At 69.1% G+C, this 24,518-nt stretch carries 24 protein-coding genes; 20 read left to right on the forward strand and 4 right to left on the reverse strand.

The window, feature by feature from the left end; genetic code table 11:
• The 5 genes from ispG to MELE44368_RS04800 all read left to right on the forward strand — a co-directional run bounded on the left by ispG (nucleotide 1) and on the right by MELE44368_RS04800 (nucleotide 5,457).
• A complete protein-coding gene (gene ispG, locus MELE44368_RS04780; RefSeq protein WP_128107442.1) occupies nucleotides 1–1,164 on the forward strand; it encodes a flavodoxin-dependent (E)-4-hydroxy-3-methylbut-2-enyl-diphosphate synthase in 1,164 nt (387 codons plus the stop codon).
• A gap of 56 nt (nucleotides 1,165–1,220) precedes the next feature.
• Nucleotides 1,221–2,075: a GNAT family N-acetyltransferase gene (locus MELE44368_RS04785; protein WP_128107443.1), complete on the forward strand. Its 855-nt coding sequence runs from the start codon at nucleotides 1,221–1,223 to the stop codon at nucleotides 2,073–2,075.
• A gap of 29 nt (nucleotides 2,076–2,104) precedes the next feature.
• Nucleotides 2,105–2,764 carry a GNAT family N-acetyltransferase gene (locus tag MELE44368_RS04790; RefSeq protein WP_128107444.1) on the forward strand — a complete coding sequence of 220 codons (660 nt, stop codon included), beginning with the start codon at nucleotides 2,105–2,107 and terminating at the stop codon, nucleotides 2,762–2,764.
• Between the two features lie 283 nt (nucleotides 2,765–3,047).
• The gene (locus tag MELE44368_RS04795) at nucleotides 3,048–4,853 is read left to right on the forward strand and encodes a penicillin-binding transpeptidase domain-containing protein (protein ID WP_128107445.1); all 1,806 of its coding nucleotides are present in this window, start codon (nucleotides 3,048–3,050) and stop codon (nucleotides 4,851–4,853) included.
• A gap of 19 nt (nucleotides 4,854–4,872) precedes the next feature.
• Entirely contained in the window at nucleotides 4,873–5,457 is a 585-nt protein-coding gene (locus MELE44368_RS04800) for a DUF1707 SHOCT-like domain-containing protein (RefSeq protein WP_083042525.1), read from the forward strand.
• Here the strand turns inward: MELE44368_RS04800 and MELE44368_RS04805 are convergent.
• Nucleotides 5,454–5,900: a nuclear transport factor 2 family protein gene (locus MELE44368_RS04805; protein ID WP_128107446.1), complete on the reverse strand. Its 447-nt coding sequence runs from the start codon at nucleotides 5,898–5,900 to the stop codon at nucleotides 5,454–5,456. The two genes, MELE44368_RS04800 and MELE44368_RS04805, sit on opposite strands and share 4 nt — an antisense overlap.
• A gap of 41 nt (nucleotides 5,901–5,941) precedes the next feature.
• Here MELE44368_RS04805 and map point away from each other — a divergent pair, with 41 nt between their 5' ends.
• The 4 genes from map (at nucleotide 5,942) to MELE44368_RS04825 (ending at nucleotide 9,705) form a co-directional block, all read left to right on the forward strand.
• Entirely contained in the window at nucleotides 5,942–6,799 is an 858-nt protein-coding gene (map, locus tag MELE44368_RS04810; RefSeq protein ID WP_128107447.1) for a type I methionyl aminopeptidase, read from the forward strand.
• 127 nt (nucleotides 6,800–6,926) lie between these two features.
• On the forward strand, nucleotides 6,927–8,426 hold the full coding sequence (locus tag MELE44368_RS04815; RefSeq protein ID WP_128107448.1) for a cobyric acid synthase: 1,500 nt from the start codon (nucleotides 6,927–6,929) through the stop codon (nucleotides 8,424–8,426).
• The gene (locus MELE44368_RS04820) at nucleotides 8,423–9,079 is read left to right on the forward strand and encodes a hypothetical protein (protein ID WP_164890027.1); all 657 of its coding nucleotides are present in this window, start codon (nucleotides 8,423–8,425) and stop codon (nucleotides 9,077–9,079) included. The genes MELE44368_RS04815 and MELE44368_RS04820 overlap by 4 nt, the downstream gene beginning before the upstream one ends.
• Nucleotides 9,080–9,153: 74 nt before the next feature.
• Nucleotides 9,154–9,705 carry an alpha/beta fold hydrolase gene (locus MELE44368_RS04825; protein ID WP_276051015.1) on the forward strand — a complete coding sequence of 184 codons (552 nt, stop codon included), beginning with the start codon at nucleotides 9,154–9,156 and terminating at the stop codon, nucleotides 9,703–9,705.
• 3 nt (nucleotides 9,706–9,708) lie between these two features.
• Here the strand turns inward: MELE44368_RS04825 and ngg are convergent, their stop codons facing one another.
• Both ngg and MELE44368_RS04835 read right to left on the reverse strand, forming a co-directional pair.
• Nucleotides 9,709–11,478 carry an N-acetylglutaminylglutamine synthetase gene (gene ngg / locus MELE44368_RS04830; RefSeq protein ID WP_128107450.1) on the reverse strand — a complete coding sequence of 590 codons (1,770 nt, stop codon included), beginning with the start codon at nucleotides 11,476–11,478 and terminating at the stop codon, nucleotides 9,709–9,711.
• Complete coding sequence (locus MELE44368_RS04835) at nucleotides 11,475–13,292, reverse strand: N-acetylglutaminylglutamine amidotransferase (RefSeq protein WP_128107451.1); 1,818 nt, start codon at nucleotides 13,290–13,292, stop codon at nucleotides 11,475–11,477. Before MELE44368_RS04835 ends, ngg begins: the two co-directional genes overlap by 4 nt.
• A 203-nt stretch (nucleotides 13,293–13,495) precedes the next feature.
• On the opposite strand from MELE44368_RS04835, the gene MELE44368_RS04840 reads away from it, so the two are divergent.
• The 11 genes from MELE44368_RS04840 to MELE44368_RS04890 all read left to right on the forward strand — a co-directional run bounded on the left by MELE44368_RS04840 (nucleotide 13,496) and on the right by MELE44368_RS04890 (nucleotide 23,015).
• The gene (locus MELE44368_RS04840; protein ID WP_128107452.1) at nucleotides 13,496–14,875 is read left to right on the forward strand and encodes a glutamine synthetase family protein; all 1,380 of its coding nucleotides are present in this window, start codon (nucleotides 13,496–13,498) and stop codon (nucleotides 14,873–14,875) included.
• A 64-nt stretch (nucleotides 14,876–14,939) separates the two neighbouring features.
• Nucleotides 14,940–15,743: a gamma-glutamyl-gamma-aminobutyrate hydrolase family protein gene (locus tag MELE44368_RS04845; protein ID WP_128107453.1), complete on the forward strand. Its 804-nt coding sequence runs from the start codon at nucleotides 14,940–14,942 to the stop codon at nucleotides 15,741–15,743.
• The gene (locus MELE44368_RS04850; protein ID WP_128107454.1) at nucleotides 15,740–17,104 is read left to right on the forward strand and encodes an aldehyde dehydrogenase family protein; all 1,365 of its coding nucleotides are present in this window, start codon (nucleotides 15,740–15,742) and stop codon (nucleotides 17,102–17,104) included. Before MELE44368_RS04845 ends, MELE44368_RS04850 begins: the two co-directional genes overlap by 4 nt.
• Nucleotides 17,105–17,878: a 3-oxoacyl-ACP reductase gene (locus MELE44368_RS04855; RefSeq protein WP_128107455.1), complete on the forward strand. Its 774-nt coding sequence runs from the start codon at nucleotides 17,105–17,107 to the stop codon at nucleotides 17,876–17,878.
• 136 nt (nucleotides 17,879–18,014) lie between these two features.
• Nucleotides 18,015–18,353 carry an ArsR/SmtB family transcription factor gene (locus MELE44368_RS04860; RefSeq protein ID WP_128107456.1) on the forward strand — a complete coding sequence of 113 codons (339 nt, stop codon included), beginning with the start codon at nucleotides 18,015–18,017 and terminating at the stop codon, nucleotides 18,351–18,353.
• A 150-nt stretch (nucleotides 18,354–18,503) separates the two neighbouring features.
• Complete coding sequence (locus MELE44368_RS27295) at nucleotides 18,504–19,283, forward strand: PGRS repeat-containing protein (RefSeq protein ID WP_206613683.1); 780 nt, start codon at nucleotides 18,504–18,506, stop codon at nucleotides 19,281–19,283.
• A gap of 82 nt (nucleotides 19,284–19,365) precedes the next feature.
• On the forward strand, nucleotides 19,366–20,088 hold the full coding sequence (locus MELE44368_RS04870; protein WP_241566482.1) for an AfsR/SARP family transcriptional regulator: 723 nt from the start codon (nucleotides 19,366–19,368) through the stop codon (nucleotides 20,086–20,088).
• 368 nt (nucleotides 20,089–20,456) lie between these two features.
• Nucleotides 20,457–21,155 (forward strand): energy-coupling factor ABC transporter permease, encoded by a 699-nt coding sequence (locus MELE44368_RS04875; RefSeq protein WP_241566483.1) that lies wholly within the window; start codon nucleotides 20,457–20,459, stop codon nucleotides 21,153–21,155.
• Entirely contained in the window at nucleotides 21,152–21,511 is a 360-nt protein-coding gene (locus MELE44368_RS04880; protein ID WP_128107457.1) for a PDGLE domain-containing protein, read from the forward strand. The genes MELE44368_RS04875 and MELE44368_RS04880 overlap by 4 nt, the downstream gene beginning before the upstream one ends.
• A gap of 2 nt (nucleotides 21,512–21,513) precedes the next feature.
• On the forward strand, nucleotides 21,514–22,287 hold the full coding sequence (gene cbiQ / locus MELE44368_RS04885) for a cobalt ECF transporter T component CbiQ (protein WP_128107458.1): 774 nt from the start codon (nucleotides 21,514–21,516) through the stop codon (nucleotides 22,285–22,287).
• Complete coding sequence (locus MELE44368_RS04890) at nucleotides 22,284–23,015, forward strand: energy-coupling factor ABC transporter ATP-binding protein (RefSeq protein ID WP_128107459.1); 732 nt, start codon at nucleotides 22,284–22,286, stop codon at nucleotides 23,013–23,015. Before cbiQ ends, MELE44368_RS04890 begins: the two co-directional genes overlap by 4 nt.
• A gap of 82 nt (nucleotides 23,016–23,097) precedes the next feature.
• On the opposite strand, the gene mtr is transcribed toward MELE44368_RS04890, so the two are convergent.
• Nucleotides 23,098–24,513 carry a mycothione reductase gene (mtr, locus tag MELE44368_RS04895; protein ID WP_128107460.1) on the reverse strand — a complete coding sequence of 472 codons (1,416 nt, stop codon included), beginning with the start codon at nucleotides 24,511–24,513 and terminating at the stop codon, nucleotides 23,098–23,100.
• Nucleotides 24,514–24,518: the final 5 nt, after the last annotated feature.

Consider the following 24,518-nt stretch of genomic DNA (forward strand, 5'->3'; position numbering starts at 1 on the left):
ATGACTGTCGGGCTCGGCATGCCCGCACCCCCGGCGCCCACGTTGGCGCCGCGGCGCAAAACGCGTCAGCTGATGGTCGGCGACGTCGGGATCGGCAGCGATCACCCGATCGCCGTGCAGTCGATGACGACGACCAAGACCCACGACGTCAACGCGACCTTGCAGCAGATCGCCGAGTTGACCGCGACCGGTTGTGACATCGTCAGGGTGGCCTGCCCGCGGCAGGAAGACGCCGACGCGCTGTCCGAAATCGCCAAACACAGCCAGATCCCGGTGATCGCCGACATCCACTTCCAGCCCAAATACATCTTCGCCGCGATCGACGCCGGATGCGCTGCCGTGCGGGTGAACCCGGGCAACATCAAGGAGTTCGACGGCCGGGTCAAGGAGGTCGCCAAGGCCGCCGGGGACGCCGGCGTCCCGATCCGCATCGGCGTCAACGCCGGATCGCTGGACAAGAGGTTTCTGCAGAAGTACGGCAAGGCCACGCCGGAGGCGCTGGTCGACTCCGCGCTGTGGGAGGCCTCGCTGTTCGAGGAGCACGGCTTCGGCGACATCAAGATCAGCGTCAAGCACAACGACCCCGTCGTCATGGTCGAGGCCTACGAGCAGCTGGCCGCGAAGTGCGACTATCCGCTGCACCTCGGGGTGACCGAGGCGGGCCCGGCGTTCCAGGGCACGATCAAGTCCGCGGTGGCGTTCGGTGCGCTGCTCTCGCGGGGGATCGGTGACACGATCCGGGTTTCGCTTTCCGCGCCGCCCGCCGAAGAGGTCAAGGTCGGCAACCAGATCCTCGAATCGCTGAACCTGCGGCCACGCTCGCTGGAGATCGTGTCGTGCCCGTCGTGTGGGCGCGCGCAGGTCGACGTCTACACGCTGGCCAACGAGGTGACCGCGGGCCTTGACGGCCTTGACGTGCCGCTGCGCGTCGCGGTGATGGGCTGCGTCGTCAACGGGCCCGGCGAGGCCCGGGAGGCCGACCTCGGTGTGGCGTCCGGCAACGGCAAGGGCCAGATCTTCGTCAAGGGCGAGGTGATCAAGACGGTGCCCGAGGCGCAGATCGTCGAGACCCTGATCGAGGAGGCGATGCGGCTGGCCGCCGAGCGCGGCGAGGGCGACGGCGAAACATCTGCCAGCGGTTCGCCGATTGTCACCGTAAGCTGAGACGTGGCTTCGCCAGCGCAGCCACCCACCGCCGGGATTGGTTAGAAAGAGTCTCCATGTCGGCTCCGCCGCTTTTCCGTCTCGCCGATGAGCGACGGGTGTCGGTGGTGCGCGACGTCGGCACGGTGATGCGGGTGCTCGAGGAGGACCCGGTCGGCTCCTGCATGGTCACCTCCCGGGTCGCCGAACACGGCGTCGAACCGTCGGCGATCGGCGGGGAACTGTGGACCCGGCGCACGGTGAGCGAATCCCTGTGTTTCGCCGGGGCGAACCTCATCCCGCTGCGCGGTCAGGCCGCCGACCTGGAGGCGTTCGCCGACAAAGCGATGAGCACGGCGCGGCGGTGTTCGTCGCTGGTTGGTCGCGCCGAGCTGGTGCTGCCGATGTGGCAGCGACTGGAGGGTGCGTGGGGTGCCGCCCGCGACGTGCGTGAGAACCAGCCGCTGCTGGCATTGAGCTCGTCGCCGCGGTGCGCCACCGATCCGGCCGTGCGCCCGGTGCGTGCTGACGAACTCGACGCCTACCTGGTGGCCGCCATCGACATGTTCATCGGTGAGGTCGGCATCGACCCGCGGATCGGCGACGGCGGGCGCGGCTACCGGCGCCGGGTGGCCGGGTTGATCGCGGCGGGCCGGGCGTGGGCGCGATTCGAGCGGGGCCAGGTGGTGTTCAAGGCCGAAATCGGTTCGCAGTCACCGTCCGTCGGGCAGATCCAGGGCGTGTGGGTGCACCCCGACTACCGGGGCCGCGGGTTGGGCACGGCGGGCACCGCGACCCTGGCGTCGGCCATCGTGCGCAGCGGGCGCATCGCGAGCCTGTACGTCAACAGCTTCAACACCGTTGCCCGCGCGACGTATGCGCGCATCGGCTTCACCGAAGTCGGCACGTTCGCGACGGTTCTGCTCGACTGACGGCGCCGGCCGCTCGTTACGCTCAGCCCATGACCGACGATGACCCGAGGGTGGCGCGCAGGGAGATCGCCGACGCGCTGATGCGTGCGCTCGAACACCGTCATGAACTGCTCGATGTCGTCGTCGAGGCCGAGGACTACGACGCGGCCATCGAGGCGATCGCGGCGCACCTCGACACGTCGGCCATGGCCGCCGAGGCGGTGCTGAGGCTGTCGTTCGACCGGCTCACCAAGGTCGCGCGCCGCCGCATCGCCGCCGAACTCGAAGATCTCAACAATCAGCTCAGCTTCACCATGGGTGAGCCGGTCCGCCCGGTGGACACCCTGGTGCTGCGGCCGTTTCGGCCCGACGAGGACCGCGACGTCTTCGCGGCCCGCACCGCCGACGTGCAGGAGGCGGGGGACGGGTCGCGAGCACCCGCCGGGGACCTCGACGACGAGATCCGGTCCGGGCTGGGGCGCGTCGACGCCGAAGAGGCGGCCTGGCTGGTGGCCGTGCACGGCACGCAGAAGGTCGGCATGGTCTTCGGCGATCTGGTGGCCGGCGAGGTCAACGTGCGAATCTGGATTCACCCCGACTTTCGTAAACGGGGTTACGGCACCGCCGCGCTGCGCAAGTCGCGCTCGGAGATGGCCGCCTACTTCCCGGCTGTGCCGCTGGTGGTTCGCGCCCCGGCCGCGGGGTCATAGCGCGCGTCGTCCTGGATTGCCCCGAAGCGGGCGTCGGCTCCGGCGGCGCGGCTAGCCCCATCCGGCTGGGCGTCTCTGCGCTCGCGATTTCTACACCAAGGTCGTGCTCGCAGAAGAATCACGACCCTGGTGTAGATTTCGCGGACCTCTGCGCCGAGACCGACGCATTGGCGAATTCCACTCGCACTTTCCCGCCCGTTCGTCGCTTTCGGCGTAAAGCTCGGCGTAAAGCGCCGGTGCGCCTACCGGAGTTTTAGGTCTCAGCTTCGTAACATCTGCCCCAATGGCAACTTCAGCATCACGAGTCGCGGGTCTGCTGGCGGTTGCGGCGCTGGTCGTCGGCCTCAGCGCGTGCACCCCGAGACCGAGCGGGCCCGAACCGACCGCCGAGAAGTTCTTCGCCGCGCTCTCGACCGGCGACACCGAGGCCGCCGCGCAGTTCAGCGACCGCCCCGCCGACGCGCGCCAAGCGCTCAACCAAGCGTGGGCCGGGCTGCAGGCCACCCACCTGGACGCGCTGATCCTGGGCTCCAAGTACACCGAGGACACCGGCAGCGTCACCTACCGCTACACCTGGCACCTGCCAAAGGACCGGACCTGGACCTACGACGGCCGGCTCAACATGGTCCGCGACGAAGGCAGCTGGAAGGTGCGCTGGAGCGCGACCGGGCTGCACCCGTCGCTCGGCGAGAACCAGACCTTCACGCTGCGCGCCGACCAGCCGCCGCGCGCAAAGGTCATCGAGCGCGGCGGCAGCGAGGTGCTGGTGCCGGGCTATCGCTACAGCTACTCGTTGGACGCCAAGGCGGCTGGAGAGGCGTTGATGCCGACCGCACGCGCCGTCGCCGACGCGCTGCGGCCGTTCGACCACACCATGGACCCGCAGCGGCTCGCCGAACTGGCCAGCTCGGCGAAAAAGCCTCTGCACCTGATCATCTTGAGCCAGGCCGATCACGACCGGGTGTCGGGCGCCATCGGCAAACGCCCCGGCGTGGTGATCACCCCGCAGGCGGCGTTGTTGCCCACCGACGAGACCTTCGCGCCGGCCATCATCGACCAGGTCAAGAACGCGGTGGTCGACGACCTCGATGGGCAACCGGGCTGGCGCGTGGTGACGGTCAACCAGAACGGCGTCGACGTCGACGTGCTCCACGAGGTGCCCGGCGAACCCGCGCCGTCGATCAGGATCAGCATCGACCGGGCGGTGCAGAACGCCGCGCAGCAGTCCGTCAACACCACCGGCAAGCAGGCGATGATCGTGGCGATCAAGCCGTCGACCGGTGAAATCCTCGCGGTGGCGCAGAACGCGGCCGCCGACGCCGAGGGGCTGATCGCCACCACCGGCCTCTATCCACCGGGATCGACCTTCAAGATGGTCACCGCGGGCGCGGCCATCGAACGCGACATGGCCACGCCCAACACGCTGCTGCCGTGCCCGGGAACCATGGACATCGGGCATCGCACCGTCCCCAACTACGGCGGCTTCGACCTGGGCACCGTGCCGATGTCGCGGGCGTTCGCCAGTTCGTGCAACACGACGTTCGCCGAGCTGGCCAGCCGGATGCCGCCGCGCGGGTTGACGAAGGCGGCCGCCAAATACGGCATCGGCGCCGACTTCGAGGTCGCGGGGCTGACCACCGTTACGGGCTCGGTGCCGCCCACGGTGAACCTGGCCGAACGCACCGAGGACGGCTTCGGCCAGGGCAAGGTGCTGGCCAGCCCGTTCGGGATGGCGCTGGCCGCGGCCACCGTCGCAGCAGGCAAAACCCCTGTGCCGCAACTGATCCAGGGCCGCCAGACCGTCGTCCACGGCGAGCTGGAGCCGATCGGCGACAAAATCCTCGACGGCCTGCGGCCGATGATGCGCCTGGTCGTGACCAACGGCACCGCAGAAGACCTGCAGGGCGCCGGCGACGTCCGCGGCAAGACCGGGGAGGCCGAGTTCGCCGGCGGATCGCATTCCTGGTTCGCCGGTTACCGCGGCGACCTGGCGTTCGCGGCGCTGATCGTCGGCGGCGGGTCATCGGAGTACGCGGTGCGGATGCTCAAAGGGATGCTCGACGCGCTGCCGCCGCACTATCAAGCCTGAGTAGCCTGTCGACAGGGCTATGACAGGGATCGATGACCACGCCTACATGCGGGTGTCCGACGCCGACCGCAACGGCACGTTGCGGCGGCTGCACAACGCCGTCGCGCTGGGCCTGATCGACATCGACGAGTTCGAGGAGCGCTCGGCGGCGGTGTCGCGGGCGCGGCTGCACTCAGACCTCGACGCGCTGGTCGACGACCTGCCCGGCCCAGGGGCGATCGTCACCTCGGCCGCCGACCGGGTGGAGCTGCGCGGGGTGCTCGGCTCGCTCAAGCGCCAGGGTGAGTGGACCGTGCCGACCCGGCTGGCGCTGCACCGCCGGATGGGCTCCATCGATCTCGACCTGACCAGGGCCCGCTTCGCCGGCCCGATGATCGTCATCGAGCTCGACCTCAAGTTCGGCGGGCTGGACATGCGGCTGCCCCTCGGTGCCAGCGCGTCGATCGACGACGTCGAGGTGGTCGTCGGCAGCGCCCATGACCACCGTAAGGACGCACCCGCCGAGGGCAGGCCGCACGTCGTGCTCACCGGCAAGGTGGTGTGCGGTTCGGTGGACATCCGCGGGCCGCGCAAACCGTGGCGGTTCGGCCCGTTCGACCGCTAGCGCCGAAACAGCTGCGAACCGATGCGCACCAACCGGTCCCAGCCGGCCGGGCGCCCGACCAGCTTGCCGATCAACGGCGCCGAGTCGAAGTACGAAACCCGTTCGGCGATCAGGCCGCCGGTGAAGGTGAACCGGTCGACGGCATCCCAGGAGATCGGCTTGCCGCCGTAGGTTCCGCTCAACGTGAACTCGATGAACACCTCGTGGCTGCCGTGCCCGACCCGGTGCACGTCGGCGTGCAGATCGGGCACCAGCGCGAACAGCCGCTGAAACGACTCCAGGCAGGCCTGCTTGCCGTGCAGGGTGCCCATCATCGGCTGGCGCAACACGATGTCGTCGCTCCACAACGCCTCGTGTTTGGCCAGGTCGGGCTTGCGCCAGGCGTCGGCGAAGCGCTCGGCGAACCTGGCCGTGAACTCGTCGTCTACCTCGTCGATCGTCATCGCCACCGAATCTAGCCCGACGGGCCGACTATTCTGGCGTCATGCCTGTTCGCACCGCCCTTCGCCCCGGCGTGGTGTCACCGCCACGTCCGGTGCCCAAGCACATCGCCCGCCCGGAGTACGTGGGCAAACCGACGGTGCGGGAGGGCAGCGAACCGTGGGTGCAGACGCCCGAGGTGATCGAGAAGATGCGTATCGCCGGCCGGATCGCCGCCGGCGCGCTTGCCGAGGCGGGCAAGGCCGTCGAGCCGGGGGTCACCACCGACGAACTGGACCGCATCGCCCACGAGTACATGGTCGATCACGGCGCCTACCCGTCGACGCTCGGCTACAAGGGCTACCCGAAGTCGTGTTGCACGTCGCTCAACGAGATCATCTGCCACGGCATCCCGGACTCGACCGTCATCGAGGACGGTGACATCGTCAACATCGACGTCACCGCCTACATCCACGGGGTGCACGGTGACACCAACGCCACCTTCCTGGCCGGCAACGTCTCCGAGGAGCACCGGCTGCTGGTCGAACGCACCCGCGAGGCCACGATGCGCGCGATCAAGGCCGTCAAACCGGGACGGCAGCTGTCGATCGTCGGCCGGGTCATCGAGTCGTACGCAAACCGGTTCGGCTACAACGTGGTTCGCGACTTCACCGGGCACGGCATCGGCACCACCTTCCACAACGGGCTGGTGGTGCTGCACTACGATCAGCCGGCCGTGGAGACCGTGCTGGAGCCCGGGATGACGTTCACCATCGAACCGATGATCAACCTCGGCGGGCTGGACTATGAGATCTGGGACGACGACTGGACCGTGGCCAACAAGGACAAGAAGTGGACCGCGCAGTTCGAACACACCCTCGTGGTCACCGACGACGGCGCCGAAATCCTCACCGAGCTGTGACCGCCTTCCCGCGAACAGACGCGAAAACCCCCTCAAGCCCCCCAATTCGGGGGATTTCACGTCTGCTCGCGCGGGCCCGGCTCGCCCCGGGGACATGAGCCGCGCGGGCCCGGCTCGCCCCGGGGACATGAGCCGCGCGCTGCTCGTCGCCGGCACCACATCCGACGCCGGCAAGTCGATGGTGGTCGCGGGCCTGTGCCGGTTGCTGTCGCGCAAGGGGATCCGGGTGGCGCCGTTCAAGGCGCAGAACATGTCCAACAACTCGGCCGTCACCGTGGACGGCGGCGAGATCGGGCGGGCCCAGGCCGTGCAGGCGCGCGCCGCCGGTCTGGCCCCGCACACCCGGTTCAACCCGATCCTGCTCAAGCCCGGCAGCGACCGCACCTCGCAACTGGTGGTGCGGGGCCAGGTGACCGACACCGTGCGCGCCAAGGACTACTTCACCCACAGGGAACGCCTCGCGGCCGTCGTCACCGACGAATTGCACCGGCTGCAAAGCGAATTCGACGCCGTCATCTGTGAAGGCGCGGGCTCACCAGCCGAGATCAACTTGCGGGCAACCGATCTGGCCAATATGGGGCTGGCCCGAGCGGCGAACCTGCCGGTCATCGTGGTGGGGGACATCGACCGCGGCGGGCTGCTGGCCCACCTGTACGGCACGGTCGCGGTGCTCGACGCCGAGGACCAGCGGCTCATCGCCGGGTTCGTGGTCAACAAGTTCCGCGGTGACCCGTCGCTGCTGGCGCCGGGCCTGGATCAGTTGCAGCAGTTGACCGGTCGGCCGACCTACGGCGTCATACCCTATGCCGACGGGCTGTGGCTGGACACCGAGGACTCCGTCTCCGTGCTCGCGCAACAGGTGCTCGGAGATCCGCAGCCGCCGCACGGCTCCCAGTGGCTGCGGGTGGCCGCGATCCGGTTGCCGCGCATCTCCAACACCACCGACGTCGAGGCGCTGGCGTGCGAACCCGGCGTGCTGGTGCGCTGGGTCGCCGATCCCGCCGAGCTGGCCGACGCCGACGTCGTCGTGATCCCGGGCAGCAAGGCCACCGTCACCGACCTGGATTGGCTGCGCAGACGCGGGCTGGCCCAGCGCATCTGTGCGCACGTCGACGCCGGTAAACCCGTGCTCGGGGTGTGTGGCGGCTTTCAGATGCTGTGTCGGCGCATCGACGACGCAGTGGAGTCCTGGGCGGGTGCGACCAGCGGGCTGGGGTTGCTCGACGCCGACATCGAGTTCGCCGCCGACAAGACCCTGCGCCACCACGATTCGCCGCTGCACGGCTACGAGATCCACCACGGCCAACTCACGCGCTGCGCCGACGACGACTGGGTGGCCGGCGAAACCCGCGTCGGCGTGCGGCATGCGACGGTGTTCGGCACCCACTGGCACGGGCTGCTGGACAACAACGAGGTTCGGCGGCAATGGCTTTCGGAGGTGGCCGCGGCCGCGGGCCGGACCGGTTTCGTGGTCGCCGACGACGTCGACGTCCCCGCGCGTCGCGACGGCCAGCTCGACGTGATGGCCGACCTGCTGGCCGCCCATCTCGACGTCGACGCGGTGCTGAACCTGCTCGACAGCGGCCCGCCGCGGCGGCCGACGATCACGACGGGGCTGACACCGTGAGGCGGCGCTGTGCCGCGGCGGCGCTGCTCGTCGCGATGCTGGCCGGGTGCACGCACCAGATCGCGGGCACCGCGACCTGGCCCGGGGCTCGGCTGGACGAAGTCCTGCTCACCGCCGATGATCTGCCGGCCGGCGTGCAGTACGAGCGCACCAGCGACGGAGCCGGCGAGCCCGAGGGCGGCCTCACCGCGCCGGCCATGGTGTCCAAACCGCCCGGCTGCTCCGACGGTCTCACCCGCGTGATCGCCGACTCCGGTGAGCGCGGCCCGACCGCGGAGTACCTCGTCGGCTACGACGGCGCCCGGATGGTCATCACGGTGCTCACCTGGGCCCTGGACCTGGACCGGTTGGCCGCGACCGCCGATCGGTGCGCCCACTTCGAGACGTTCTTCGACCCATCGTCTCCCGGCATCCCGATCACCACCACCCGGCTGGCGACACCGCGTGAGCACGCCCTGGTGTATCAACAGACGATGCGGTTGGGCGACACCGACAACACCGCCTACTTCTCCTTCGAAAACGTCGGCTCGATGGCGGTTTTCGGCGTCGCCTTTCCCACCCCGAACCCCACCGTCGCGGTCAAAGGTTCGCTGCCGCAGACTTTTCTGGACCTCACGGCCCAACAGGCCGAGCGCATCGAGTCGGCATCATGAAGGCGGCCGTCGCTCGTGTCAAAACCCACCCGCCGCCGGGCGACCCGCGCTAGCGTGGCCCAGTGCCGTCCTCCATGGTCACCGTCGACGGGTTCAGCGTGCCCGTCGAGGTCGCCGGGCCCGACAAGGGCTCGGTCGTCCTGCTGTTGTGCGCCGCGCACCACGCGCCGGCGACATACGCGGCGGTGTGTCAGCGGTTGCACACCGCGTCGCTGCGGACGATCACCGTCGGCGCGGACCCGCGGCTGACGGCCAAGTCGGTGATCGGCATCCTCGACGCGCTCGAGGTGAAGTGGGCGCTGTTGGTGGGGGATCGCGTCGGCGCCGAGTTGGCGTGGGAGCTTGCCGCCACCCGACTGGACCGGTTCATCGGGTTGGTCGTGATCGACCGCGGCCACCCCCGCGTCGCGGACGTGTCCGGGGTGGTACGCGACGAGCACTGCCCGCCGGTGGAGCTCAACACCACCGCGCTGGTCAGCTCGTCACCCGCGCGGGCGGTCGCCAAAGCCAGCCAGCGCTACGTGTACGGCGACTACCGAATGGTCGACCTGCTGCGCCGGCGCAACGCGGAGGACTCGACCGCGCAGTTGGCCGCCGAGATCGTGATGCGCTCCAGCACCTGGTAGCCCTCAGTGCGTCGGGGACTCCTCGGGCGTCCACGCCGACGGTAGCGCCGGACTGCCCGGGAACAGGAAGTCGACGAAAGCCTTTGCGGTGGGCTGCGGCTCGTGGTTGGCCAGGCCGGGCCGTTCATTGGCCTCGATGAACACGTAATCCGGTTTGGTCACGTCGGGCACGATCAGATCGATACCGGTGACCGGGATGCCGATCGCGTCGGCGGCTTTGACCGCGACCTCGCACAGATGCGGGTGAACCTTGGCCGTCACGTCGTGGATGGTGCCGCCCTGGTGCAGGTTGGCGGTCCGGCGGACCCGCAGCCGGTAGCCCTCGGGCAGGACGTCGCCGAACGACCACCCGGCTTCGCGCACCGTCGCCTCGGTGACGTCGTCGATGGGGACGCGGGACTCACCGCCGGTCGCAGCGGCGCGGCGCCGGCTCTGCGCCTCGATCAGTTCGCGGATGGTGTGATGGCCGGTGCCGAGGATTTCGGCGGGCATGCGCAGCGCGGCGGCCACCACCTTGCCATCGATGACCACCAGCCGCAGATCGTCACCGGGCGCCCGCTGTTCGATGAGCACCTCGGGATGCTGTTCGCGGGCGCGCGCCAGCGCGGCTTCCAGCTCTTCGGGGGTGTCGATGCCGACCGTGATGCCCTTGCCCTGCTCACCGCGGGTGGGCTTGACCACGACGTCGCCGACCTCCTCGAGGAACGCGTGGTCGTGTTCGTCGAAGGTGGCCAGCCGTCCCCGCGCAACGGCGATCCCGGCGTCGGAGACGATGCGCCGGGTGAGCCGCTTGTCGTCACATCGCGCCATCGCTACCGCAGACGTGAACTCCGACAACGACTCTCGCGTGATAACCGTGCGTCCACCGTGTGACAGCCGCATCTCACCGGCCTCGGCGTCGAGCACCTCCACCCAGATCCCGCGCCGCATCGCCTCGTCGGCGATGATGCGCGCGTAGGGGTTTAGGTCGTCGACGGTCTCCGGCGGGTGGGTGAACAGCGGTTCGTTGATCGCGTTCTTGCGTTTCACCGCCATGACGGGCACCCGTTCGAAGCCCAGCTTCTCGTACAGCGAGATCGCGGCGAGGTTGTCGTGGGCCACCGACAGGTCCATGTAGGCGCGGCCGCGGTCGCGGTACAGCTTGGCCAGGGCGCCGGTCAGCGCGGCGCCGACGCCGGGAAGGCTGGAGGTCGGGTCGACCGCCAGCGTCCACAGGCTCGAGCCGTCCTCCGGGTCGGAGAACAACAGCTTGTGGTCGACGCCGGTGACCGTGCCGACCACCGACCCGTCGTCGTCCCGCACGGCGAGGAGATAGTCGACCGCGCGGTGCTGCAGGTGGTTGTTCCAGATGACGTCGACGCGCGCGGGCACCATGCCGCACTGCACGTAGACGCGGTTCATCTCGTCGGCGTCCGCGGGGCTCTCCAGCCCGCGCAGGCTGAACCCGTTGGTGACGGGTTCGGGCGGTTCGGCCTCGGTGAAGCGCAACCGGTACGTGTGGCTGGGGTCGATGAACAGCTCAGCGGGAGCCTTGGCGATGAGCACGTGCGGCTCGCGCGCGTAGATGCAGATGTCGCGCCTGCCGGGGCCTTCCTGACGCAGCACCTCCGCGAGCTTTTCGGGGTCGGCGAAGGTCTGCCCGAAAACCAATCGGCCCCAACCCATTTCGAGTACGACGTCGTCGGCCATCGCGTCGACCAGGTGTTGCGGCGAGGCATCGTGCAGGCCGAGCGTGATGGCTTCGGTGTGGTCCTCGGACGGATGCGCCGTCATGCCGCGGCCCCGTTGATGCCGTGTTTCTGCAGCCACAGTTCCAGCAGCGCGATCTGCCACAGTTCGTTGCCGCGCAGCGGGGTCAGCCGCCCGTTGGGGTCGGCGAGCAACCGGTCGACGGCTTCGGGCCGGAACAGGCCACGCTCCTTGGCGGCCGGTGCGTACAGGGCGTCGCGGATCAGATCCAGGTACGGCCCCTCGAGATGGGTCAGCGCGGGCACCGGGAAGTAACCCTTGGGACGGTCGATGACCTCGGCGGGAATCACCCGCCGGGCGGCCTGCTTGAGCACGCCCTTGCCGCCGTGCGCGACCTTGAGCTCGGGTGGGCAGCCGGCGGCGAGCTCGACGAGTTCGTGATCCAGGAACGGCACCCGGCCCTCCAGCCCCCACGCCATCGTCATGTTGTCGACGCGCTTGACCGGGTCGTCGACCAGCATCACCGTCGTGTCGAGCCGCAGCGCCCTGTCGATGCCGGTCTCGGCGCCCTCGCGGGCGAAGTGCTGGGTGACGAACTCCCCGCTGGGATCGCCCTCGGCGAGAAAGGCCGGCGTCACCAAGGCGGCCGCCCCGCTGGCGTCGCGGTCGAAGAACGCCTTGCGGTAGCTGTCCACCGAGCCCTGCAGCGGCGCGGCCTCGGGCTCGCCCATCGGCGGATACCAGTGGTACCCGGCGAACACCTCGTCGGCGCCCTGCCCGGACTGCACGACCTTCACATGCTTGGCGACCTCCTGGCTCAGCAGATAGAACGCCACGCAGTCGTGGCTGACCATCGGCTCGCTCATCGCGCCGATCGCGCCGTCGAGCGCGGGCAGCATCCGGGCGGTGTCGATGCGGATCTGGTGATGGTCGGTGTCGAAGCGTTTGGCGACGACGTCGGAGTAACGGAATTCGTCGCCCTTGACCCCGCCGACCGATTCGAACCCGATGGAGAACGTCTTGAGCCCGTGTTGGCCGGCCTCGGCCAGCAACCCGACGATGAGGCTGGAGTCCACGCCGCCCGACAACAGGCACCCGACCGGGACGTCGGCCACCAGACGCCGGTCCACCGCGATGCGCAGCGACTCCAAAACGGCGTCCTCCCAGTCACGTTCGGACAAGTCGGCCCTGTCGCTGCGACGGCTGAAATCGGGCGCCCAGTACGTCTTCGTGGTCTTCTTGGCGCCGCCGTTGCCGTCGGGTTCGATCGCGATCAGTGAGGCGGGCGGAACCTTGGTCACCCCGCGCAGGATCGTGCGCGGCGGCGGCACCACGGAGTGGAAGGACAGGTAGTGGTGCAGCGCGACGGGGTCGATCCGGGTGTCGACATCGCCACCGGCCAGCAGCGCGGGCAGCGACGACGCGAAGCGGATCCGTGTCGAGTTCTCGGTCAGGTACAGCGGTTTGATGCCCAGCCGGTCGCGGCCCAGCAGCACCCGGTCGCCGTCGCGTTCGACGATCGCGAACGCGAACATGCCGTGCAAGCGCTCGACGAACCGGTCACCCCAGTGGTGGTAGGCCTTGAGCAGCACCTCGGTGTCGCTGTGCGAGAAGAACCGGTAGCCGTGCTCGCTGAGCTCGCGGCGCAGCTGCTTGTAGTTGTAGATGCAGCCGTTCCAGGCGATCGCGAGGCCCAGCTCGGCGTCGACCATGGGCTGACCGCCGGCCGCCGACAGGTCGATGATCTTCAGGCGGCGATGGCCGAGCGCCACCCTTCCTTGGGACCACGCCCCCGCCGCGTCTGGACCCCGGGGCGCCATCGCCTGGGCCATGGCCGAGACGGCGGCGATGTCGGGTATCTGGCCGTCGAGACGTACCTCGCCGGTGGCTCCGCACACGTATTCGACCCTACCCGTTTGGACGCGGGTCTGAACCTCCCGGCGGTGCTCGAGTGTGGCGAAGGGCGCGTCCAGATCGACGTAATGGCGCAATTCACTCGCACTTTTCCGCCCGTTTGTCCCTTTGGGCAAGAAGCCAGGTTGTTGGCAGACTCAATGGTGACTGCCCGTCATCGCTCCAGTGGAGGGTCAGGAGGCCGCCGATGAGCACCACCACGGGGATCACCACGGGGATGTTGTCGCGGGCGGACCTCGAACAGCTGGTGGCCGCCGGCGACATCGACACGGTGATCGTCGGGTTCTGCGATATGCAGGGTCGGCTGACCGGGAAGCGGGTGTCGGGACGGCTGTTCGTCGAAGAGGTCGCCGAGCACGGCGCGGAATGCTGCAACTACCTGATGGCCGTCGACGTCGACATGAACACCGTGGACGGCTACAACATGTCGAGCTGGAACACCGGCTACGGCGACATGGTGATGAAACCGGACTTCTCGACGCTGCGGCGCATCCCGTGGCTGCCCGGCACCGCGTTGGTGATCGCCGATTTGTGCTGGCACGACGGCAGCCTGGTGGCGGCCGCACCGCGCAGCGTGCTCAACCGCCAGATCGACCGGCTGGCCGAGCAGGGCCTGGTGCCCTACGTCGGCACCGAGCTCGAGTTCATGGTGTTCGACGACGGGTTCCGCGAGGCGTGGGCCAAGGGGTACCGGGGGCTGACACCGGCCTCCGACTACAACGTCGACTACGCGATGCTGGCGTCGACGCGCATGGAGCCGCTGCTGCGCGACATCCGGCTCGGCATGACCGGCGCCGGCATGTACTGCGAGGGCGTCAAGGGCGAATGCAACCGCGGTCAGCAGGAGATCGCGTTCCGCTACGACCATGCGCGGGTGACCTGTGACAACCACACGATCTACCGCAACGGCGCCAAGGAGATCGCCGATCAGCACGGAAAGAGCCTGACGTTCATGGCGAAGTTCGACAGCCGCGAAGGCAACAGCTGCCACATCCACATCTCGCTGCGCGACACACAGGGGTCGCCGGTGTTCGCCGACCCCGACGACCGGCTCGGCATGTCACCGATGTTCCGCAGCTTCATCGCCGGCCAGCTGGCCACGATGCGCGAGCTGACGCTGATGTTCGCGCCGAACATCAACTCCTACAAACGGTTTGTCGACGGCAGCTTCGCGCCGACAGCGATCGCCTGGGGCATCGACAACCGCACGTGTGCGCTGCGCGTCGTCGGCCACGGACACGGCATGCGGATGGAGAACCGCACCCCCGGCGGCGACGTGAACCAGTACCTGGCGGTGGCCGCGCTGATCGCGGCCGGCCTGTACGGCATGGAACGCGAACTGGAACTCCCGGATCCGGTGCAGGGCAACGCCTATGCCGGCAGCGCCGAACGGCTGCCGACGACGCTGGCCGAGGCCGCCGAGCTGTTCGGCAAGTCCGAGCTGGCCCGCGCGGCGTTCGGCGACGACGTCGTCGAGCACTACGTCAACAACGCCCGGGTGGAACTGGAGGCGTTCAACGCCGCAGTCACCGACTGGGAGAGGATGCGCGGCTTTGAACGGCTTTAGTTATCCGGCGAGCTGGGCCCACGCGTCAGCTGGGGAACGCGAAACCCCCCAGAATCCGGCCGAAATGGGGGAGTTGACGTCTGCTCGCGGGGGCCCACGCGAAGCACGCAGGCAAAGGCTACGACCCGTCCTCGGGTTGACCACCTACCTTCAGCAGGCCCAGACCGGCGTCTGGGACGTGCGGGCCAGCTTCCTTCCGGCGATCTACCTCGAAGGCGTCACCCGGGCAGGCGGCATCGCGACGCTGCTGCCGCCCCAACCCGTCGACGACGACATCGCCGAGCGGCTGCTCGACGGGCTCGACGGGCTGATCATCACGGGCGGTCGAGACGTCATGCCCGAGAGCTACGGCCAGCCGCGCCATCCCGCCACCGACGAGGACGCCGCCGACAACCGGATGCGCGACGCCATGGAGTTCGCGCTGGTCCGCGGCGCCGTGCGGCGCGGTATGCCGCTGCTGGGCATCTGCCGCGGCGCGCAGGTGCTCAACGTCGCGCTGGGCGGCACCCTGCACCAGCATCTGCCCGACGTGGTCGGCCACACCCACCATCAGCAGGGCAATGCGGTGTTCTCCACGTCGACGGTGCGGACCGTGCCCGGCTCTCGGCTGGCCGCGCTGATCGGCGAGTCATCGGACGCCCAGTGCTATCACCACCAGGCCATCGACCGGCTCGGCGAGGGACTGGTCGTCAGCGCACAGGACGCCGACGGTGTCATCGAGGCCGTCGAGCTCGATCGGGCGACGCACCCGCAGGCGTGGGTGGTGGCGGTGCAGTGGCATCCCGAGGAGCGGCTCGACGACCTGCGGTTGTTCGCGGCCGTGGTGCAGGCGGCGGCCGGTTACGCGACCGAAAGGCTCAACGCATGACGGCGTCGAAGGTCATCAACCCTGCCACCGAAGAGGTGCTGGACACCGTCGAGCAGACCGACGAGGCAGGCGTCGACGACGCGGTCGGGCGCGCGAAGGCGGCGCAGCGCACGTGGGCGCGGCTGGCTCCCGCCGAACGGGCCGCCGCGCTGCGCGCGTTCGCCGAGGCGGTCGACGCGCATGCCGACGAGCTGGCCGCGCTGGAGGTGGCCAACTCCGGGCACCCGATCGGCAACGCCGAATGGGAGGCCGGTCACGTGCGCGACGTGCTGCACTACTACGCCGCCGGCCCGGAGCGCCTGTCGGGCAGGCAGATTCCGGTGGCCGGTGGCCTCGACGTCACGTTCCACGAGCCGCTGGGCGTCGTCGGCGTCATCACCCCGTGGAACTTCCCGATGCCGATCGCATCGTGGGCCTTGGCCCCCGCGCTGGCCGCGGGCAACGCCGTGCTCGTCAAGCCCGCCGAATGGACCCCGCTGACCACGATCCGGCTCGGCGAACTCGCGGTGGAGGCCGGGTTGCCCGCCGACCTGCTGTGTGTGCTGCCCGGCAAGGGTTCGGTGGTGGGCGAGCGCTTCGTCACCCACCCCGACGTGCGCAAGATCGTGTTCACCGGCTCGACCGAGGTCGGCACTCGCGTGATGGCCGGCGCCGCCGCGCAGGTCAAGCGCGTCACCCTGGAGCTGGGCGGAAAAAGCGCCAACATCGTGTTCGACGACTGCGATCTGGAGAAGGCGGCGGCCACCGCGCCCTACGGGGTGTTCGACAACGCCGGCCAGGACTGCTGTGCGCGTAGCCGAATCCTGGTGCAACGCACCGTTTATGACCGGTTCATGGAATTGCTGGAGCCCGCGGTCAAGGGCGTGGTGGTCGGTGACCCCCGCGCCGCGGACACCGAGATGGGGCCGCTGGTGTCCAAGGCGCACCTGCATTCCGTCGCGTCGTTCGTGCCCGACGACGCGCCCGTCGCGTTCCGCGGCCATGCCCCGTCGGGACCCGGCTTTTGGTTCCCGCCCACGGTGTTGACGCCGAAGCGCACCGACCGTACCGTCCGCGAGGAGATCTTCGGCCCGGTCGTCACGGTGCTGCCGTTCGACGATGAGGCCGACGCGATCGCGCTGGCCAACGACACCCCCTACGGGCTGTCCGGGTCGATCTGGACCGACAACCTCTCCCGTGCGGTGCGGATCTCCAGAGCCGTGGAATCCGGAAACCTGTCGGTGAATTCGCATTCGTCGGTGCGCCACAACACCCCGTTCGGTGGGTTCAAGCAGTCCGGGCTCGGGCGTGAGCTGGGCCCCGACGCCCCGCTGTCGTTCACCGAGACCAAGAACGTGTTCTTCGCGGTCGAGGAGGCGTAGATGGATCTCAGCCAGCGACTGGCCGGCCGGGTGGCGGTCATCACCGGCGGGGCCAGCGGTATCGGCCTGGCCGCCGCCAAGCGCATACGCGCCGAGGGCGCGACGATCGTCGTCGGCGACATCGACGCCACCACCGGTAAAAAGGCCGCCGACGAAGTGGGCGGAACGTTTGTGCCCGTCGACGTTTCCGACGAAGCCGCCGTCGATGCGCTGTTCGACACCGCGGCCGACAGCTTCGGCACGGTCGACATCGCGTTCAACAACGCCGGCATCAGCCCGCCCGAAGACGACCTCATCGAAGACACCGGACTGGACGCCTGGCAACGCGTGCAGGACGTCAACCTCAAATCGGTGTTCCTGTGCTGCAGGGCGGCTCTGCGCCATATGGTCCCGAACCGGCGCGGCTCGATCATCAACACCGCCTCGTTCGTCGCGGTGATGGGGTCGGCGACCTCGCAGATCTCCTACACCGCGTCCAAGGGCGGCGTACTGGCCCTGTCGCGCGAACTCGGTGTGCAGTATGCGCGCCAAGGCATTCGGGTCAACGCGCTGTGCCCCGGGCCGGTGAACACCCCGCTGCTGCGGGAGCTGTTCGCCAAGGACCCGGAGCGCGCGGCCCGACGCCTGGTGCACGTGCCGGTCGGCCGGTTCGCCGAACCCGACGAGATCGCCGCCGCGGTGGCGTTTTTGGCCAGTGACGACGCGTCGTTCATCACCGCCTCGACGTTCCTGGTCGACGGCGGCATCAGCGGCCACTACGTGACCCCGCTGTAAGCCCCTTTTCCCGCGAGCGTGCGTGTCTGCACCCCGACACGCCGGGATCTACCGGGAGTTCGCGCACGCTCGCGCCCTCGCGCGCCACCGCCGCGTTCTGCGTCGATGCAGCGCCCATCGCGCCTGCTGGATTAGATTGGTGGCAGTGGAAACGCAGAGTGACCAGTCACTGGTGGAACGCGCGGCGTCGGCACTGGCCGACGTCGACTCCGCCGTGTGGACTCAACGTTTCGACCTGCTGTCGGACCCCAACCGGTTGGAGATCCTGCTGACCCTGCATCGCGCGCCGGGGATCTGCGTGGGAGACCTCGCCGCCGCGCTCGGCAGGTCGGAGAACGCCGTGTCGCAGGCGCTGCGCGTGCTGCGCCAGCAGGGTTGGGTGGGCTCGACGCGGATCGGACGCTCGGTGAGCTACCGGCTCGAAGACGAGATCGTGCACGACCTGCTGCACTGGATCGGCGCCCGGCACGGCTGAGGGCCGTCCGCACGCATCCCCGACCTCGCGATTGTCTATCTGACCTGGGCATTTCATCGGCTCTTCAGCGGCGCTGAACGCCTGCCGATCACGGTTTGGCCATCAGTTGACAATGCCGGGCTGCGGCCGGCACGACGGTTGGAGATGGCGATGGCCAAACACATGGGACGGGTCGGGGTACTCGCGGTCGCACTGGGAGTGTCCGCGCTCGCGCCGACAGTCGAAGAGGCACCCGCACTGCGGGTGAAGACAACGGTCAACTCCGCCGCGGTGGTATCCACACCGCGGATGACACAGCGGCCCCTGCCGGCACCTGCTGCCGCGCGAATTCCGTTGCCGCCGGTCGTGTCTGTGCCGTCGGCGCCGGCATTCGGCGAGCCTGGCGGGGCCAAAACGTTCGCTTCTTTCCGCGCCGCCGGCGAGCCTTCGCGACGGGCCCGGGTTGCCGGCCATGTCTCGCTGGTGTTCGCCACCCCGGCGCACACTTCCGCGCAAACCGCCGCCGGTGCACGCGAAGCCGCGGCCGCCCCGGCCACCGTCACCGGCCTTGCGCCCGGCGGCGACCCGATCAGCGCGATGGTCGGTGTGCTCGTCGGCGATGGCGACGAACCCGGTGAGAACGCTGGTCTGCTGATCGGCAACGGCGCCGACGGCGGACCGGGACAGAACGGGGGCCGGGGCGGGTTGCTGTTCGGCAACGGAGGCAACGGCGGCAACGGTGAGTACGGCCAGCGCGGCGGGGACGGCGGACTTGGCGGGTTGTTCGGCAACGGCGGGCTCGGCGGAGCGGGCGCGCGCGGCGGCACCGGAGGCACCGGCGGCGACGGCGGCGCAGGCGCTCCCGGCGGAACGGGCGGCACCGGAGGCACCGGAAACGGAAACCCGACGAGCAAGAACGGCACCAACGGCGGAAACGGTGCGGACGGCTAGAAAGTGAGCGGTTGCGCGCCCGGCGGTCGTCTCTGGTGATTTGCCGGGCGCGCAACGGCTTTGTGTTGGACGCTGTACTGCGATGACGACGGAGTTTCGGATCCTCGGCGAGGTCGGGGCGTTCGTGGACGGGCGGCCCGTCGAGGTCGGTCACGCCCGCCAGCGCTGCGTGCTCGTCTGCCTGCTCGTCGACGTCAACCGGCCCGTCTCACCGGAACAGCTCATCGACCGCATATGGGCCGAGGAGCGCCCGTACAAGGCGCGTAACGCATTGGCGGCCTACATATCCCGATTGCGGCGGTTGTTCGTCAGCGACGACGTCGAGATCGTCCGTGGGCCCGCCGGATACCTGCTGAGGACCGATCCGCTGTCGATCGACCTGCATCGGTTCCACCACCTCGTTTCGGCCGCAAGGACATGCGCGAATCCCGTTGAAGCGACCGCACTTTTCGATCAGGCCCTGGACCTGTGGCGGGGCACACCGTTCGAGCTCATCGACGCGCCGTGGGCCAACGGCGTGCGGGAAGCCCTCGAAATGGATCGTCTTTCGGTGATGCTGGACCGCAACGATGCCGCTTTGAACGCCGGCAGGCACGCTGAAGCGCTTGCGGAGCTGACCACCGCGTTGGAGGAGCATCCGCTCGACGAACGGATGGCCGGGCAGTTGATGCTGGCCCAGTACCGCAGCGGGCGACAGGCCGATGCGTTGGACACCTACCGCGTCATGCGTGAACGGCTCGTCGAGCAGCTGGGTGGTGCCGAGCCCGTCGCTTCGCGCCGTACACCAACGGATCCTCGACGGTGATCCGGGCGAACCCGTCCTCCCGGAAAGACGGTCACCGCCCGCGGTGGCACCCGCCCCCGAAGTTCCTCGTCGCGCAAGCAGTTTCGTCGGTCGGCAGGCGGAGGTGGCGCGTGTCTGCGCGGCGATCCACGACGGCGCCATGGTGACGCTGACCGGTGTCGGGGGAGTGGGCAAGACACGGCTTGCCCCTGGAGGCGGCCGACCGAGAGCGGGAGCACTTCCACGACGGGGTGCGGATCTGCGAGCTGGCCCCCTCGACGACGGTAGGGCGGTGAGCCAGGCCGTCGCGGTGGCGCTGCCCCGGCGCACGTTCAGATGAACATCTGTTCAGCTAGACATATATAGGCGGCGGTTCTAGGCTCAGACGGGTGACTGTCCACAACGTCGCCATGCACATGAGCGACGGCATCGTCGACGCCCCGACCTCGCTGATCTTCGGCGTCATCGCGGTGGCCGCCGTCGGGCTCAGCGCCGTGAAGGCACGCAACGAACTCGACGAGCGCACGGTCCCGCTGGCCGGCCTCGTCGCCGCGTTCATCTTCGCGGTGCAGATGATCAACTTCCCGATCCTGCCCGGGGTCAGCGGCCACCTGCTGGGCGGTGCGCTGGCCGCCATCCTGGTCGGCCCGTACACCGGGGCGCTGTGCATCGCGATCGTGTTGGTGGTGCAGTCCCTGTTGTTCGCCGACGGCGGGGTGACCGCGCTGGGCATGAACATCGCCAACATGGCGGTCATCGGCGTCGCGGCGGGGTATGCGACGGCGGTGGCCCTGTACACGCTTGCCCGCAGGCGCGCGGAGGTGCCAACGGCCGGCCTCGGCGTCGTCGCGTTCATCGCCGCGCTGGTCGGCACCGTCTGTGCGGCAATGGGTTTCATCGTCGAATACGCGATCGGCGGTACGACGTCGACGTCGCTGGGCGCGGTGAGCGCCTACATGCTGGGCACCCACACCCTGATCGGGGTCGGTGAGGGCCTGATCACCGCGGTGACCGTGATGGCCGTCGCGCGTGCGCGTCCCGACCTGGTCTATCTGCTTCGCCGGACGCGCGCGGAGGTGCCGGCATGAGCTCGCGATGGCGGTTCTGGGTCGGGTTCGCGGTCGTCACGCTGCTGATCGCCGGCGTGGTGTCGTACTTCGCCAGCTCCAGCCCGGACGGCCTGGACTCGGCGACGTTGCGCGGGTGTGAGGTCATCGAGACCGCGGACGGCGAGGAGCTGCGCGGCGAGTGCATCGCCCAGCACGCCGACGAACACACCCTGGCCGCATCACCGCTGGCCGACTACGCGATCGGTGGTCGCGACGGCACCGGGGGACTGGCAGGTGTCCTCGGCGTGCTGGCAACGGTTGTCGTCGCGGGCTCGGCGTTCTGGATGATCAGCCGCAGCCGGCGAACCGGCGACCGCCCCGAAAGCCGACGGTAGCCGTGGGCGCCGGGGCGCATCCGCTCTACCGCCACGGCGACTCGGCGGTGCACCGGGCACCGGCCGAGGTGAAGATCGTCTGCCTGCTGGTGTTCGTGCTGGCCGTCGTCGCCACCCCGCGAGAGATGTTCTGGCCGTTCGCCATCTACGCGGCGATCATCGTGGCGGTCTGGCGGCTCGCGCGGATACCGCTGCGGTGGGTGCTGCCGCGCATGCTGATCGAGGCGCCGTTTCTGGTGCTGGCGGTGCTGCTGCCCTTCGCCGAGGGCGGCGCCCGCGTCGAGGTTGCCGGCCTGCAGCTTTCGGTGAGCGGGCTGTGGGCCGCGTGGGGCATCGTCATCAAGGGCACGCTCGGTGTGGCGGCCGCGCTGACCGTCGCCGCCACCACGTCGACGACCGAGTTGCCCGCCGCCTTGAGCCGACTGGGTGTCCCGGCCGTGGCGACCTCGGTGCTGGTGTTGATGCTGCGCTACGTCGACCTGCTGGCCGCGGAGGCCGGCCGGATGCGGATGGCCAGGATCTCACGCGGCGATTCGCCGCGGGCGCTACATCAGGCGGGGGCCATCGCGAGGGGCATCGGCGCGCTGTTCCTGCGCTCCTACGAGCGCGGCGAGCGAGTGTACGTCGCGATGCTGTCACGGGGATTCGACGGCAACGCACCGGATCTGGCGGTCATCGGGGCGCCGCCGCGGGCCGCCGGCGCGCAGTGGGCCGTCGCGCTGATCCCGGCGTACGCCGCCGTCACGGTGGCGGTGCTGGCGTGGGTGATGCGATGACCGCGATCCGCGTCGAGGCGCTGCGCTACGTCTATCCGGACGGGCAGGTGGCGCTCGACGGCGTCGACCTGACCGTCGCACCCGGCGAGCGGATCGCGGTGCTCGGGCCCAACGGCGCAGGCAAGACCACGTTGATGCTGCACCTCAACGGAGTGCTCACCGCCACCGCAGGCACGGTCGAGATCTGCGGTATTCCGTTGAACCGCAAGACTGTCCAAGAACTGCGCCGTCGGGTCGGGCTGGTGTTCCAAGACCCGGACGATCAGTTGTTCATGCCGACCGTCGCTCAGGACGTCGCGTTCGGCCCGGCCAACTTCGGTGTGCGCGGCGAGGCGCTGGCCGCCCGGGTGAGCCGGGCGCTGCAGGACGTGTCGCTGACCGAGCAGGCCGAACGCAGCCCGACGCATCTGTCCGCCGGGCAGCGCCGGCGCGCCGCGCTCGCGACCGTGCTGGCCTGCGAGCCCGACATCCTGGTCCTCGACGAGCCGTCGGCCAACCTCGATCCCGTCGGGCGCCGAGAGCTGGCCGAGACGCTGGCCGGGCTCGACGCCACCATGCTGATCGTCACCCACGACCTGCCCTACGCCGCGCAACTGTGTCAGCGCGCGGTCGTGATGGACAACGGTGTCGTCGTCGCCGACGGCCCCATCACCGAGATCCTGTCCGACGCAGAGTTGCTCGCCGCGCACCGCCTCGAGCTGCCGTGGGGCTTCTCGGTCACGACCTAGCCGCCTTACCCGCGAGCAGACGCGTACACCCCCAAAAGTGCCGCGATTTGGGGGTGTATGCGTCTGCTCGCGAGAGATGACGCTAGTGCCGCTTCGACGGCGGCCACGACGGCTCACCGCACAACGCCAGCAACGCGTTCTCGACGACCTCGGGCAGCGCGGGATGAATCCAGTACTGCCCGCGCGCCATGTCCTGGGCGGGCAGGCCGAAACTCATCGCCCCAATCAAGGGCTGGATCAGCGACGACGCCTGATGGCCCATGATGTGCGCGCCCAGGATGAGGCCGGTGTCGCCGTCGACGATCACCTTGGCGATCCCGGTGGTGTCTTCCATCGCCCAGCCGTAGGCGACGTCGCCGTAGTCCTGCACCTTGACCCGGACGTCGAAACCCTGTGCCCGCGCCTGATTTTCGGTCAATCCGACGCTGGCGATCTGCGGTTCGGTGAACACCGCCCACGGCACGTAACGGTGATCGGAAGGCATCAGCGCGTCGGTGTCATCCCAGTCCTGCAGCAGGTTGTGCCGCACCACCCGGGCTTCGTGGTTGGCGACGTGCTTGAGCTGATACTCAGAGGACACATCGCCGAGCGCGAAAACACCTCGCGCGGTCGTTCTCTGGTACTGGTCGACGACGACTCGGCCATCCCCGGTTACCTTGACTCCCGCCTGTTCGGCGTCGAGCAGGTCGCCGTTGGGCACGCGCCCCGTCGCCACCAGCAGCGCGTCGCCGCGCACCTTGGTGCCGTCCTGGCAGGTGATCTCGACACCGTCTTCGAGCTGACGCGCGTCGACGACTTCGTGATGGTCGCGGATCGCCCACTTCTTGGCGGCCAGATCGGTGAAGCGCATGGTGATGTCGTCGTCGTGGCCGCTGAGCAGCGTGCTGCCGCGCAGCATCAGGGTGACCGAACTACCCAGCACGGAGAAGATGTGCGCGAACTCGCAGGCGACGAAGCCGCCGCCGACGATGATCAGATGCTCTGGCACGTCGGCGATTCGCATGATGGTGTCGCTGGTGTGGTAGGGCACACCGCATTCGGCGATGGCTTCGGGCACCACCGCCCGGGACCCCGCCGCGATGACGACCTGATCGGCGGTGAACTCGTCGCCGTCATCGGTGCGCAACGTGTAGCGACCGTCGGGCCGGGAAGGCCCGAACCGGGTGTGGCTGGCGAACACCTCGACATTGGGTGACGCACGGCGGTAGTTCTCGCCGCTGACGGCGATCGGGTCGATGCGCCCGAAGACGCGCGAGACGATATCGGGCCACCGCACCCGCTCGACGCGGGCGTCGACTCCGTAACGCGATGACTCCCTGGCAATTTGGGCTACGTCAGCGGTATACACGAACATCTTCGTCGGAATGCAGCCGACGTTGAGGCAGGTCCCGCCGAAGACCGCCTTCTCACCGATCGCCACCCTCTTGTCGGTATAGCGTTCGTCGAGAATCGAGTTGCCCGAACCGGTGCCGATGATCGCGATGTCGAAGTGGGCCATGGTGT

This window comes from Mycolicibacterium elephantis DSM 44368 (assembly GCF_004014805.1).
In the GTDB taxonomy this organism is placed as follows: Bacteria; Actinomycetota; Actinomycetes; order Mycobacteriales; family Mycobacteriaceae; genus Mycobacterium; species Mycobacterium elephantis.